The sequence below is a fragment of the uncultured Haliea sp. genome, from assembly GCF_963973825.1.
Classification (GTDB): domain Bacteria; phylum Pseudomonadota; class Gammaproteobacteria; order Pseudomonadales; family Halieaceae; genus Haliea.
In genome coordinates this window covers 15,922-29,353 of the sequence record NZ_CAXBAE010000020.1, presented here as the reverse complement: position 1 = coordinate 29,353, position 13,432 = coordinate 15,922, and the positions used below count along the sequence as shown (strand labels likewise).

Sequence of the window (13,432 nt, the reverse complement as noted above, 5' to 3'; positions counted from 1 at the left end):
CAGTGGGGTCATGCAGTTACGTGGACCGTGGGCATAGTTAACCGGACAGTAGTGAGAAATAGTAGCAATTCAGCTCGTCGATCGGGGTAATAAAATGCATGCCTGTCATGTGGGCCGGTGAGGTGTCCGCGCCCTCGTCCCTGGGGGTGACGTCCAGCGAGAGGTCCAGGTTGGCCGGCGCGCGCCAGATGGTGCGCGAGTAGAGATCACAGGATTCGGTATCGAGCAGCGGCCGCCAGAGCGGCGGGGTGGGTTTGCCGCGCATCAGGTAGTGTGAGGTCAAACTACTGTCGTCCTCTTCGTACCAGACCTCCTGGGTATTGTCCCCGTTTTCTTCATCCTCGCTGCGGTCAGCCAGGTGAACCTGCCAGCGATCCGAGGCCGCTTTGCCAAACACTGTTTCAGGGTGCAGGAACTGGGCGTGGGTCTGATCCAACAGGTTGTCGACAACCAGGAAGTAACTGGCCTTTACCGGGTGGCATCCGGTGCGTGAGACAAAGTTCTCACTGTCGGTCAGGAATGCGGTATCGATGATGTCATCCGGGTTGGCCCGGGCGGGATCGCCCATCCATATCCAGAGGGTCCCGTCGCGCTCTTCGACAGGGTAGGCCGGCGTTTTATTGGTCGCGGGGATCTTTCCGCTGCCGTGGGGGTTCAGTACGCAGGAGCCCGTGGCGTCGAACTGGAGCCCGTGATAGGGGCACTGAATGGTATCGCCCTTGACGCAGCCCTCGTGAAGTGGCGCGAAGCGGTGTGGACACCTGTCCCCCAGGGCCACCACACGGCCTTTGCTGTCCCGGAACAGCACAATGTTCTTGCCGAGCAATTTGCGGTGGATGGGTTTGTCGGTGATATCGGTGGACCAGCCGGCGCAATACCAGCAATTTTCCAGAAAATTCATATGCTTTGCCTTCTCCTTATTCTGCCGTGGTTAACGGGTTGATGCATTCTGTATCGACTTTCATGTGGTTGGGTATCGTTCAAATGATCCAGGTCGCAGGTCCCGCCCTGAAAAGTGTTTGACATTGTCTGGCAATTTAAGTAGCTTGTCGCCATATACATCTATATAGAAGTAAATCGTGCTGTTCACGGAGGCCGAATAAAATGCTGACACCTGCTGAAAATGACATGCTGTGCCGGGTCGAGGGTGATGCCCCGATGGGACAGGTCATGCGCTATTACTGGATGCCCGCCTGTCTGTCGGAGGAGATCGCGGAGCCGGATGGGAAGCCGATCCGGGTTCGCTTATTGGGAGAGAACTTTGTCGCTTTCCGTGACAGCGACGGCGAGGTTGGGGTGATGGATGAATTGTGTCCTCACCGCCGCGCCTCCCTGGTGTTGGGCAGAAATGAAGAGTGTGGTCTGCGGTGCCTGTACCATGGCTGGAAGATCGACCGCAAAGGCAATGTCCTCGATATGCCTTCAGAGCCCGAGGAGAGCCCGCTGAAGAACAAAGTCAAGCACCGCTCCCTGCCCGTCAAGGAGTGGGCGGGCGCCGTTTGGGTCTACCTCGGTGACAGTGAGTCGGTGCCGCCGTTCGAGCCGCCGGCCTGGGCGCCACAGGAAGACACCAAGGTCAGCATCGCCAAGATCAATATTCCGTGTAACTGGGCCCAGATTCTGGAGGGTGCAATTGATAGCGCCCACAGCTCGAGCCTGCATTCCAGTGACATGGTGCCCGCCCGGGTGATCCAGGCGGAAGCGGACGACAATGCCTGGTACCGGCCGTCCACCGACAAGAACCCGAGTATCAGGGCGAAATCGACGGAATCCGGCTTTCACTATGCCGCGATCCGGCGCCCGATCAAGAAGGCGGATACCCACAGCTACGTGCGCACCTCTGTCTTTGTTGCGCCGATGACGGTGCTGATTCCGCCGAACGGTTCCTACAATGTGGCCAATATCAACGTGCCGATTGACGATGAAAATACCGCGTTTCACTTCATCGCCTGGGGAGATAATGCTCCCGATGTCGACAACTGGCGTTCATTCCTGGGTGCCAGTCCCGGTGAGCACCTGGATGACAACTGGTTCTCCAAGCGGCAGGCGCACAACTGGTTCCTGCAGGATCGGAAAGCGATGAAAGAAGGAAGCTATACCGGCATCCAGGGTATCCCCAACCAGGACATGGCCATGTGGGTCACTATGGGCAAAATCGCCGACCGCTCCTGCGATACGCTGGGAGCCAGTGACGGTGCCGTCGTCGAGTTTCGTCGCTACATGATGGACCAGCTCAACCGCTTCGTTGAGGAGGGCGCCGCCGCGTACGAGAAATCGGTGTTCCGCGAACACGGTGCCGAGATCATTCCCTCCTGGCAGGGCGTGATTCCCAAGGATACGGACTGGTCCAACCCCGTCGAGAGGGATGAGCACAAGCTCATGGACTGGTAAGCCGGTACGACAATGGTTATTCGTGGCGATACGCAGAGCGCCGCAGGTGTGTATAAGACGGAATGACGCCAACTCCGTCGCCGGCCGCTCTCGCAGGTCGGCGACGGAGGTCGCGTTCCTGTAGTCATGGTGTTCCCTATGATTGATTCAGAAACCCTCGAGCGTGCCATTCAACTGAATGTGGATGCAGCACTGGCAGAAGACGTTGGCGACGGCGATGTGTCCGCTAAGCTCATACCGGCCGAAAGCAGGTCGTGTGCGCGTATCAGCTCCCGCCAGGCGGCGACCGTCTGCGGCATTCCCTGGGTTAACGCGGTATTCCGCGCGCTGGATCCGGAGGTCGAGATCGAATGGCTTGTTGAGGAGGGGCAGCGCATCGGGGAAAACCAGCGCCTCGTCCAGATCGAAGGTCTCTCGCGGCCTCTACTGACGGGTGAGCGTACCGCGCTGAACTTCCTGCAGACGCTTTCTGCCGTGGCGACAGTCTGCAGCCAGTACGCATCTCTGGTTGCGTCGACCGGGGTAAAACTGCTGGACACGCGCAAAACGATTCCCGGCTTGCGCATAGCGCAAAAGTACGCTGTCACCATGGGGGGGTGCTTCAACCATCGCCTGGGTCTGTACGATGCCTTCCTGATCAAGGAGAACCACATCAACGCCTGTGGCTCGATCGTGGCGGCCATAGCTGCGGCCCGTGAACTGGCGCCCGGCAAGCCGGTAGAAGTCGAGGTCGAGACCCTGGCGGAACTGGATCAGGCGCTCGATGCCGGGTCGGATATCATCATGCTGGATAATTTTTCCCTGGACGACATGCGCACCGCGGTCAAGCTGGCGGAGGGGCGCACCAGGCTGGAAGCTTCGGGCGGCATCAATGATCAGACCCTGCTGCCAATTGCCGAAACCGGTGTGGACTATATATCCATTGGCGCGCTTACCAAGGACTGCAAAGCGGTCGACCTGTCCATGCGGTTTGACTGACAGGCGCAGGCCTCGGCCGGCGCCGACAGTCATTGCAGGGCATTTGGCCGCGGTGACATGGACTCGTAATTTTGATAGGGAGGCAACGACTGGTATTGCCTCGTGGTGAATGGGTGGAGCGATGACTGGGAATGAACCTAGCCTGGATGTTGTGATCAGCAGGAAGCAGGAGATCGCAAGCAACATATTTCTGTTTGAATTGAGCCGCGCTGATGGCGCGGCATTGCCGGCGTGTGCACCGGGTTCCCATATATCGGTGCATACCCCGGGTGGCGCAAATCGCTGGTATTCGATTTGCAATGTGGCCGAGGACAATATGTCCTATTCCATTGCAGTAAAACGTGAAGCCGATGGGCGCGGCGGCTCCGTGAGTATGGTGGATGATACCGAGCAGGGCTCCGTGCTCACCATCAGCCAACCGGAGTGTGAATTTGAATTTGTTGAGGCCCCGGCTTACCTGCTGATTGCCGGTGGGATTGGCATTACCCCGATCTATGCCATGTTCCAGGCCCTGGCTAAAGCCGGTCACGAACACTTCAAGCTCGTGTATCTGACGCGATCGCCCGAAGATACGCCTTTTCTCGATGAGCTTTCGCGCAGCGAATACAAGGACCACATCCTTATTCATCACAGTGGGGCGTCGGGTGATCGCTATGACTTCTGGGATCTGCTGGAGAAGCCTACCTCTCAGCATATCTATTGCTGTGGCCCCAAGTCCCTGATGTCGGAAATTAAGGACATGACCGGGCACTGGCCGTCCTCGCGCCTTCATTTTGAGGATTTCAAGCCGGTCGAGGCGGTGCGGGTGGACGACAGACCGTTCCGGGCCCGGCTCGCGGGCACCGACAGGGTGATCGAGGTGGGTGAATCCGAAACCCTGCTCGACGCGCTCCGGCGCGAGGGCGTAAAGGTGCACAGTTCCTGTGAAAGTGGCACCTGCGGTTCCTGCAAAATTCCCTATGAGGCCGGCGAGGTGGAGCACCGCGACCTGGTGCTGGAAGACAGCGAAACCGGCAGCTACATGATGGCCTGTGTGTCCCGGGCGAAGGGAGATGAGATCACCATAAGCGTTGAGCTGGACGGTGCTGGCCAATGACAATGGACGATAGTGAAGTCAATCCGGTAAGGCTGGGTATCGTTGGCCTCGGGCGGGCCTTCATGCTGATGTTGCCGACGTTTATGGGGGACGAGCGGGTCCGGATCGCCGGTGCGGCCACCGGCAGCCTGCAGAAGCAGCGGGCATTTGCCGCGCAGTTCGGGCACAGCGCGGTCAGTGATACCGCGGCATTGTTGGCTAATCCGGATATCGACGCGGTCTACATTGCGACGCCCCATGAACTGCACCGCCAGAATGTGGTTGACGCCCTGCGCGCGAATAAGCACGTGCTGGTGGAAAAGCCCATGACCATCACCTCCGCTGATGCCGCCGCGATTACCGGGGCGGTCCGGGAGTCGGGCAGGGAAGTGATCGTGGGGCCCAGCCACAGTTTCGACAAGCCGATCGTCGAGGCCGCTAAACTGATTGCCAGTGGCAAGTACGGCCCGGTTGGAATGATCAATGCCCACTATTACACCGACTTTGTTTATCGCCCGCGGCGCCCCGAGGAGCTGGATCGGGCTCACGGTGGCGGTGTTGTCTTCAACCAGGGCGCCCACCACGTTGATATCCTGATGACCCTGGCGGGATCGATGCCGATTGGCGTTTACGGCAGCGTTGGCGATTTCGATTCCCGTCGCCCCTGTGACGGCGCCTACAGTGCACTGGTGGAGTTCAGCAACGGCTGTGTCGGCTCCATCACCTACAGTGGCTACGCGCACTACGATTCGGACGCGGAGCAGGGCTGGATTGGTGAGCTCGGCACCCGCAAAGCCGCGGACAGCTACGGCGTCGCAAGGCAGCGATTACAGCAAGTCGATAACGAGGTGGCGGCCAAGGAAAGTCGCGGCTTCGGCGACACTGGTGACAATGGCCCCGCAGCGGTCGCGCATGAGCACTTTGGCACCATTATCATCAGTTGCGAGAAGGCGGATATCAAGCCAACCGCCGAGGGCATTCATATCTATGCCGATGATGGCTACGAGTTTATCCCCTTGCCGCTGGAGGGCTCTCCGCGGGCCGAGGTGATTTCAGAGCTCTACCGGGTGGTTCGCTGTGGTGAAAAGCCCGTGCATTCCGCAGCACGGGGTTACCTTAACGTGGCGGTTTGCGAGGCGCTCTATGAGTCCTTCAGGCATCGCCGCCGGGTGGCCCTGCGACCGGACGAAGAGGGGGAATCGGCACTGGTCACCTTTGTGTAGGAACGGGCCAAAGCGGGCCTGGCCTTGTCGCCGGTCCGCCCCGGAAACAACAATACCTCTCACCCAGAAGCATTCACAATTCATATTCGGAGCTACACATGTCAGACCTGCCACTTTCCATCGCCATCGGAAACTACGACCGCAACCGCCCACTGATTGATGGAAATGTTCAGATTGATGGCGTCGACCCGGTATTTATGACGCTGTCGCCGGAGGAAATGTTTTTCCGGGCATTTCGTCATCAGGAGTTCGATGTCAGCGAACTGTCTTTCAGCAGTTACGTATTGAGCGTCAGCAGAAACACCTCTGAGTACGTCGCCATTCCGGCTTTCCTGTCGCGGGCATTTCGCCACAGCTGCATCTACATTCGCAATGACAAGGGAATAGAGTCTCCGGGCGACCTGAAGGGCAAGCGGATGGGCATCGCTGAATATCAGTTGACCGCCAATGTCTGGGCCAGGGCGTTGCTGGAGGACGAATACGGCGTATCGCCCTCCGATATCACCTGGGTGCGCGGCGGTATGGAGGTCGCGGATCGGCCGGAGAAGGTGAAGCTGACCCTGCCTGCCGGGGTGGAAATGGAGCCCGCGCCGGCGGGTAAAACCCTGAGCGGCCTGCTGGCCGACGGCGAGATCGACGGTTTCATCGGCCCCCGGACTCTGTCCTGTTTTGACAATCGCCACCCCAATGTTGTCCGTCTGTTCCCAGACTCCAGAACCGAGGCGATGAACTACTACCAGAAAACCGGCATCTTCCCCATCATGCATGTGGTCGGGGTTCGGCGCACGATCGCGGAGCAGCACCCCTGGCTACCGATGGCGCTGCAGAAGGCGTTCGAAACGTCCAAGGCGCAGGCCCTGACCGCGCTGGCGGATACCTCGGCCACCAAGGTTACGCTGCCCTTCGTGGAGGAACAGCTCGAGGCTGCCCGGCAAACACTGGGGGAAAATTACTGGTCCTATGGCTACAAGGACAATGTGCAGACACTCGACACTTTCCTCGATCACCACTATCGCCAGGGGCTCTCGGAGCGGCGAGTGAAGCCTGAGGAACTGTTCTGGCCGGCCACCCTGGAAGGTTACAGCATTTAATTCGAGTCACCTTAGCGGAACAGTAACCCTATGAGCACAGCAAGTTACACACGTGAAGCCAGCCTGGGCGTGATCCTCATCGATAATCCACCGGTCAATGCGATCGGCGCCGCGCTGGTTCGTGACCTGGGAACTGCGCTGGATGCCTTCGAGCAGGACAGTGGCGCGGCCGCTCTGGTCATCGAATGCGCCGGATCGACCTTTGTCGCTGGTGGCGATATAGCCGCGTTCGAGGATCCGGCATTCTCCGCGCAGCCCTTTAACCGCCTCCTGATGCGCCTGGCGGGCAGTGAGCGGCCCGTTGTCGCCGCGCTGTTCGGTACCGTGCTGGGGGGCGGACTGGAGTTGGCTGGCCTGCCACGCTCGTGTCGCGGCACCGCAGACGCGTTTCGGGATGCCCGAAGTGACGCTCGGGCTGATTCCTGGATCGCTGGGCACACAGCATTTACCCCGCCTGGTGGGCCTCAAGCTGGCGGCGCAAATGATATCCACCGCTAAACCGATTGACGCGGGCCGGGCACTTGACGCCGGGTTGGTGGATCATCTGGCCGAGCAGCCCGGCGAACAGGCGAGAAGCGAGGCGCGGCGCCTTGGATTCTTCCGAGCCCCCTATACAGGATATCCAGCATATTATTCATATCATGACGCCGGAAACACAGGGCACAACGCACTATCTGTGGGCGATGGCGCGGCACAATGCAATCGCAGATAAAGAGCTTGATCAGCAGATGCAGACTGTCGGGGATGGCGCGTTCATGGAAGATAAAGTAGCGCTGGAGGAGATTGAGAAGATTATTGCGCGTGATCACCGTCCAAATTTCCGGGAGAAAATCCTCAAAAGTGATGCAGGTGGAATTCGCGTCCTTCGACTGATTGCGCGGCTTGCTGATGAGGAACAAGAGAAAGTTGAAGAAAAGGATCTGATCGGCGTCGGGTAGTCAGGCCGACCTGAAGCAGTCTAGCCAGTTGATAACAGAGACTGGTATGTCATCGTTTTTAGCATGAGTGAAAAAACATACTAATACATTGAGAATAGCGGATAGATTTAACGTGAGAATTCTACACATTGACAGCAGCGTACAGGGCGGCAACTCATTCAGCCGGAAGATTTCCGCCGATGTAATGGAAAAACTGAAGGCCCGCTACCCGGACGCTATTGTAACTTACCGGGATTTTGGCAAAGACCCGGTTCCCCATCTGACTGAGGTGTCCATGGCGGCAACTCAGGGATTGACGACCGAGCATGAGCCCGACATTAAGGCCGAACTGGCGCTGAGTGCAGTATTGCTGGAAGAGTTCCTGAGCGCGGACGTTATTGTCATCGGCACGGCCTTCTATAATTTGACGGTTTCCAGCGCTCTCAAAGCCTGGATTGACCGGCTCCTTATTGTGGGCAAAACCTTCCGTTACACCCCCGAGGGCGAGTTGGAAGGAATGATGGGCGACAAGAAAGTCGTACTTTGTATTTCACGCGGTGGCTATTACAACGAGGGGGCACCCGGTGCGGCGATCGAGCACTGCGAAAGCTATCTTCGCGCGATCTTTGCATTTATTGGCGTACAAGCCTTGGAAGTGATCGCTGCGGATGGTGTCTCCATTGGCCCTGAGCACCGTAGTCAGGCGGAGACGGATGTTAAAGAGCGCATCGAGGCGCTGGAGTTGTAAGCAGATTATGGCGGAAGTATTTGTCACCACCCGTGATGGAGTGGAGCACCGGATTGATATCACTGATGGTCTGAGCCTGATGGAGACAATCCGCAATGCCGGTATAGATGATGTGCTGGCGCTTTGTGGGGGGTGTTGCTCCTGTGCCACCTGCCACGTTCACGTGGATCCTTCGTTCAGCGGGATTCTTCCTCCCATGGGAGACGATGAAGACGACCTGCTTGATTGCTCGGCTCATCGTACTGAAACCTCTCGTCTTTCCTGTCAGATTCCGTTGACCTACGAGCTTTCGGGCCTCAAGGTTCGTATAGCCGAAGAGGACTAGATACCAGAACATGCCGTCGGGGCCCGACTTGGACGTGGCTGGCGAAATTGATTTAGAATAATAAGCGTTCTCTCGCCGTGCTGGCGCGAACTGGAATCTGGATCTTGCTGGAGAGCCCCCTTGGTTTCACTCCCACCGGAGAAGAGTCTCGGCTATCAAATCAGAATTTTGCACCGTGCGATTGACCGGCTCCTAACCGCTCGCCTGGCTGAACACGGCTTGAAAGCTGGTTACTGGTACTACCTTAGAGTGCTGTGGCTGGAAGAAGGTCTTACCCAGAAGAAGCTGGGTGACCTGATTAACGTCAAGGAAAACACGACCGTTGCGATGATTCTGGGCATGGAGAAAGATGGCCTGATAGTTAGAAAGCGGGACGCCCAGGACCGCCGCAAGATGTGTATTCAGCTGACAAAGAAAGGCCGGGATCTCGAAGAGAAACTTCTACCTGTGGCGGTTGAGATCAACGAGATACTGGGGAATGGCATCCCCGCACGAGACATAGACAAATGCCTCTCGGTTCTTGGACATATGCATAAGAATCTATTGAAAGCGGACGGTCTGTGACCGGCGCACCTGATTGCCTGTCACGAGCCTCTTTGGGGTACTAGGGTTTTTCCGTCCAAAAACGACACTTATCGCTGCAGGCCCCGCCAGCCGTGGCTTTCCAGCGGGTATTACTTTAGCTAACAGGCTTATATCCCTCAATATGGCGCATCATTTGCTCTAAATCGGGCACTTCTCCAGTCGATTTGAAGCGATACGTGCCTTTTAAATTGATGTTGTACCAGGCCACAGGCGAGGCTTGTTTCACGATCGCCAGCTTCTGCTCATCCTTTTGGTATTCAAAGCTCTTGAGTAAGTAGCTCAGAACACTGGAATTAAAATAGATAATCGCGTTTGTCAGCAGCCGTGCACACTCATTCCACAGCTGGATTTCTTCGTCCGAGTTACCTCTGAATCTGTCGCCATTCACATCGCTGATCGCGCGCCGTAACTGGTGGTAGGCTTCCCCCCGATTGAGCGCTCGCTGAACATGATTTCGTAGATCTGCATCATCAATATAGTTCAGCAGATAATTCGCCTTCACGAGGCGGTTGTACTCTGTCAGCGCCTCCAGCAACGGGTGGTTCTTCTTGTAGGTCGAGAGTTTTCTCACCAGAAGTGCCTGCGTCGTTTTCCGCTCCTTGAGCGACACGACGATACGCTGAATCTTGTCCCAGTGGCGCGCAATGCATTTAGTGTTGATCGGTGTTCGTAATGACAGATTCACTTTCCCAGCATCGTCTTCTGTGACTGCGAACATCTCATTGATGATTCGCCCTGGCTGGGCATAACGTGGCGCGAAGCTGTAACCAAATAGGGGTCCTAGGGATTTTGCCTCCAAATATTGCAAAAACCGCCGGAGGCCCCGCCATCCGTGGTCTGCAGGGGGCTATTAGTTTCTAATGCGCTGAGAAATTCGGTATCTTCTTCGACCTTTAGGTCAAAGAATGAGCAGAAACAAGCGGCTATCAATCCTCACTGCTGCCGAGGTCGAGGATCTATACGGCGTCCCATCCTTCAATGAGTCATACCAGCGATTCTACTTTACGCTGAATGACAAAGAACTAGCGGAGATATCGAGAATAAGGCAACGCAAATATCGTTGTGTGGCGATTGCTTTGCTGGGCTACTTCAAATGCAAACCGGTCCTGCTTAACCCAAGGTACAAATCAATGCAGGACGACTTGGCATTCATAGCCCGATTTCACTATAGGGACCTTACCTTCAGGCGTTTTAGCCTGAAACCTGACCAAAAATCCCGTATCTATGCGCGTGTTCTATCGATCGTCGACGTCAGGAACTGGAACGATAAAAGACATCAGCCGCAGCTTGTCGAGCACTTGTGTACCTGTGCTGAAAGCTGGGTGGAGCCCCGAGCACTCTTTGACGCTGCAATCGAATATTTGGCTCGCCAGAAAATCGCAATTCCCGCCTATAGTACGCTGCAGAAGATCGTCAGTCAGGTTATTGGCCAGCACCAGAAACGATTGTATGACCAGATCGACGCCGCTTGCAGCCAAGGTCTATCAACTATGTTGCTCACACTGGTTTCCGGTGAAGGCCAGTTTACATTCCAGCAACTACGCCAGAGCGCCCGCAATTTTACCGGCACCGAGTTGCAAAAAGAAATAGCCGTGCATCACCATATTCAGCCGTGGATGACGGATGTGACGACTGTACTCGAGTCACTTTCTCTCTCCCAGAAAAACCAGCAACACTATGCCGAACGGGTTGACTATTACGGTGCCAAACTTAAACGTCAATCGCTTGCTAACCAGCGCCTGTACTTGCTGTGCTATCTGCAGTCGCGGCACCAGCAGGGCCTGGAACGTATTGCGGAAGGGTTCATACATCACCTCCGGCAAGTGAAACAACGTGCGCATCAAATGGCCCAAGAACGGGTCTATCGGGATTGGCAAAAGGCAGCTCGCAATGTGAGCAAAGCTACTGATATCTTACACCTGTTCGTTGATGACAGCATCGATCCTGATACGTCGTTTCAAGCTGTACAGCAACGGGCGTTCCAGTTTCTCAATGTCAGCGACCTGAACTCAGTCTGCCGATACCTGAGTAATCAGAAACAGTCGGCGGAGGAGGCATTTTGGCAGCACCTGGATACGGAGTCCACATTGCGAGCCGGACTGTTGCGTTCGCTCTTTTGCTGTCTGCGTTTTGACGGTACCGACAAAACGCGGCGGTTAGCCGGGGCCCTGGCCCAAGCTCGGTTGGATTTGGTCGCCGGTAATAGGCTCGGCGATGTCAGCATTGATCAGCGTTTACTACCGAAAGCCACACGGCCATTGCTGTCGAAACCCGATGGCAGTATAGACAAATCCAAGTATGAATGGTTTTTGTATCTGCAGATACCCAACCGCTTAAACGGCCAGTTGACGCTGCCGGAAGTCATTCGATATCGGGCGTTAGAGGATGATCTCGTGAAGCCAGAGATCTGGAAAAACCAGAAGGGGTCCTTGGTGGAGGGCACTCAGCAACCCAATATCAGCGAGGATCCGAAACGTCTGATTCCACGCATGGCGGATGAGCTGACCCTTCGGTTGCACGAAGTCAGCCACTATTTGGAGCGTTCAGATACCAGGGACGTAATTTTGCGACCGAAAGACGGCAAACATCACTGGCGGCTGCCTACAGCCAGCAAGAAGCACCTAGTGAATAACCCGTTCTTCCAGCAAATGAAAGCGGTCAGCATCGCCGATGTATTGCGCGTAGTGGATCGGGATACCGGGTTCATTGACGACTTCCAACATGTGCTGGGCTTGAGCTCGAAAAGCCGTCAGTACGAAGTGGATCTGCTGGCGATACTGATTGCCAATGCCACTAATCAGGGCATCTATGGCATCGCGCAGATTTCTGACTGCACCTATGAACAACTCAGCACTATCCAAGCGAACTACCTTCGGTTGGAAACCCTGAATGCGTCCAATGACCGCATCAACAACGCCACTACACGACTGAGTATCTTCAAGCACTACAACATTCAGGAAGATATTCTGCACGCCAGTGCCGATGGTCAGAAGTTCGAAGCCAAACGCGAGACATTCCGCACGCGGTACTCCTCAAAATACTTCGGGACCAGCAAAGGCGTGTCCGCGGTCAGTCTGAATGCCAATCATATGGCCATCAATGCCCGGGTAATCGGGGCCAATGAGCATGAATCCCATTACATCTTTGACCTGTTGATGAACAACAGTACTGAGATAGTCCCCGACATGCTCTCAACTGACACTCATGGAGTAAACCATGTGAACTTTGCCCTGCTCGACCTGTTCGGATATCGGTTCGCACCTCGATATGCCCAGGTTGGCAGGGTCATCAATGAACTATTCAACATCACCGAAGACAAGAACCAGCAAGTGCATATATCGTTGCGCAAGCCGATCAACACGCAGCGTATCATGGCTCACTGGGACACCATCCAGCGGATTGCCGTCTCTTTGGCTCAGCGGAAGACCAGCCAGGCCAGGTTAGTGCGCAAACTATCCGGTTACAAGCACAATCACCCATTACTGGAGGCATTGACCGAATATAACCGGCTGCTGAAAGCCCAATATCTGCTGAACTACATTGACGACGCCAGCCTTAGAAATCACGTTCAGCGAGCGTTGAACCGGGGTGAAGCCTATCACCAGCTGAGACGGGCGATTAGCCACGTCAATGGCGACCGATTCCGGGGTAATAGCGATGAGGAGATCCAGATCTGGAACGAAAGTGCCAGACTGGTGGCAAATGCCATCATCTACTTCAACTCAAAAGTGCTCAGTAATCTGCTGGACAGCTTTGAGGATCAAGGCAATGCAATGTCTCTGGAAACAGTAAAGCGGGCCTCACCTGTAGCCTGGGAGAATATCAACCTCCGGGGTAGATACACATTCGCACCGACAGGTGAATTGCCAAAACTTGAGGATCTAATGGCATCGATTGAAGGCTACCGGCCGACAATCGATAAGTAATGGGCCTCCAGAAACCACGGCTGGCGCGGCCTGCAGCGGTTTTTGCAATATTTGGAGGCAAAATCCCTAGGACCCCATATTGGGTTTATCGGCGGCCCGGGCCCCCGTAGCAATAGACATGTTGAGACATACCACCGCCAGTAAAATGCCTGTCAGCTTATTCATCGAGCACC

At 55.9% G+C, this 13,432-nt stretch carries 12 protein-coding genes and 1 pseudogene; 11 read left to right on the top strand and 2 right to left on the bottom strand.

Annotated features, from left to right (window positions below; genetic code table 11):
- Positions 1-37: 37 nt before the first annotated feature.
- Positions 38-901, bottom strand: coding sequence for an aromatic ring-hydroxylating dioxygenase subunit alpha (locus tag AACZ17_RS16700; protein WP_290741444.1), 864 nt, complete (start codon positions 899-901; stop codon positions 38-40).
- A gap of 203 nt (positions 902-1,104) precedes the next feature.
- Here AACZ17_RS16700 and AACZ17_RS16695 point away from each other — a divergent pair, with 203 nt between their 5' ends.
- From AACZ17_RS16695 to AACZ17_RS16650, 10 genes are all read left to right on the top strand, one after another.
- Positions 1,105-2,391 (top strand): Rieske 2Fe-2S domain-containing protein, encoded by a 1,287-nt coding sequence (locus tag AACZ17_RS16695; protein ID WP_290741446.1) that lies wholly within the window; start codon positions 1,105-1,107, stop codon positions 2,389-2,391.
- Positions 2,392-2,529: 138 nt separating this feature from the next.
- Positions 2,530-3,369, top strand: a complete 840-nt coding sequence (gene nadC, locus AACZ17_RS16690) for a carboxylating nicotinate-nucleotide diphosphorylase (RefSeq protein ID WP_290741448.1) — start codon at positions 2,530-2,532, stop codon at positions 3,367-3,369.
- 109 nt (positions 3,370-3,478) lie between these two features.
- On the top strand, positions 3,479-4,465 hold the full coding sequence (locus AACZ17_RS16685) for a PDR/VanB family oxidoreductase (protein ID WP_339638968.1): 987 nt from the start codon (positions 3,479-3,481) through the stop codon (positions 4,463-4,465).
- Positions 4,462-5,667 (top strand): Gfo/Idh/MocA family oxidoreductase, encoded by a 1,206-nt coding sequence (locus tag AACZ17_RS16680; RefSeq protein ID WP_290741452.1) that lies wholly within the window; start codon positions 4,462-4,464, stop codon positions 5,665-5,667. Before AACZ17_RS16685 ends, AACZ17_RS16680 begins: the two co-directional genes overlap by 4 nt.
- Before the next feature lie 98 nt (positions 5,668-5,765).
- The gene (locus AACZ17_RS16675) at positions 5,766-6,758 is read left to right on the top strand and encodes a PhnD/SsuA/transferrin family substrate-binding protein (RefSeq protein WP_290741454.1); all 993 of its coding nucleotides are present in this window, start codon (positions 5,766-5,768) and stop codon (positions 6,756-6,758) included.
- A gap of 30 nt (positions 6,759-6,788) precedes the next feature.
- On the top strand, positions 6,789-7,256 hold the full coding sequence (locus AACZ17_RS16670) for an enoyl-CoA hydratase/isomerase family protein (RefSeq protein WP_290741456.1): 468 nt from the start codon (positions 6,789-6,791) through the stop codon (positions 7,254-7,256).
- A 92-nt stretch (positions 7,257-7,348) separates the two neighbouring features.
- On the top strand, positions 7,349-7,696 hold the full coding sequence (locus AACZ17_RS16665) for a hypothetical protein (protein WP_290741458.1): 348 nt from the start codon (positions 7,349-7,351) through the stop codon (positions 7,694-7,696).
- A gap of 112 nt (positions 7,697-7,808) precedes the next feature.
- Positions 7,809-8,423 (top strand): NAD(P)H-dependent oxidoreductase, encoded by a 615-nt coding sequence (locus AACZ17_RS16660; RefSeq protein ID WP_290741460.1) that lies wholly within the window; start codon positions 7,809-7,811, stop codon positions 8,421-8,423.
- Between the two features lie 7 nt (positions 8,424-8,430).
- The gene (locus AACZ17_RS16655; RefSeq protein WP_290741462.1) at positions 8,431-8,748 is read left to right on the top strand and encodes a 2Fe-2S iron-sulfur cluster-binding protein; all 318 of its coding nucleotides are present in this window, start codon (positions 8,431-8,433) and stop codon (positions 8,746-8,748) included.
- 120 nt (positions 8,749-8,868) lie between these two features.
- Positions 8,869-9,312 (top strand): MarR family transcriptional regulator, encoded by a 444-nt coding sequence (locus tag AACZ17_RS16650; RefSeq protein ID WP_290741464.1) that lies wholly within the window; start codon positions 8,869-8,871, stop codon positions 9,310-9,312.
- 115 nt (positions 9,313-9,427) lie between these two features.
- Here the strand turns inward: AACZ17_RS16650 and AACZ17_RS16645 are convergent.
- Positions 9,428-10,120 (bottom strand): annotated as a pseudogene (locus tag AACZ17_RS16645) (Tn3 family transposase); the annotation flags it as partial.
- Between the two features lie 118 nt (positions 10,121-10,238).
- Here AACZ17_RS16645 and AACZ17_RS16640 point away from each other — a divergent pair.
- Positions 10,239-13,259, top strand: coding sequence for a Tn3 family transposase (locus AACZ17_RS16640; RefSeq protein ID WP_339638962.1), 3,021 nt, complete (start codon positions 10,239-10,241; stop codon positions 13,257-13,259).
- Positions 13,260-13,432: the final 173 nt, after the last annotated feature.

Bases quoted from the DNA above. Each gene is read 5' to 3' on its own strand.
- AACZ17_RS16700 (WP_290741444.1), bottom strand. From the start codon at position 901: ATGAATTTTCTGGAAAATTGCTGGTATTGCGCCGGCTGGTCCACCGAT.
- nadC (WP_290741448.1), top strand. From the start codon at position 2,530: ATGATTGATTCAGAAACCCTCGAGCGTGCCATTCAACTGAATGTGGAT.
- AACZ17_RS16680 (WP_290741452.1), top strand. From the start codon at position 4,462: ATGACAATGGACGATAGTGAAGTCAATCCGGTAAGGCTGGGTATCGTT.
- AACZ17_RS16685 (WP_339638968.1), top strand. From the start codon at position 3,479: ATGGGTGGAGCGATGACTGGGAATGAACCTAGCCTGGATGTTGTGATC.
- AACZ17_RS16695 (WP_290741446.1), top strand. From the start codon at position 1,105: ATGCTGACACCTGCTGAAAATGACATGCTGTGCCGGGTCGAGGGTGAT.
- AACZ17_RS16655 (WP_290741462.1), top strand. From the start codon at position 8,431: ATGGCGGAAGTATTTGTCACCACCCGTGATGGAGTGGAGCACCGGATT.
- AACZ17_RS16640 (WP_339638962.1), top strand. From the start codon at position 10,239: ATGAGCAGAAACAAGCGGCTATCAATCCTCACTGCTGCCGAGGTCGAG.
- AACZ17_RS16675 (WP_290741454.1), top strand. From the start codon at position 5,766: ATGTCAGACCTGCCACTTTCCATCGCCATCGGAAACTACGACCGCAAC.
- AACZ17_RS16670 (WP_290741456.1), top strand. From the start codon at position 6,789: ATGAGCACAGCAAGTTACACACGTGAAGCCAGCCTGGGCGTGATCCTC.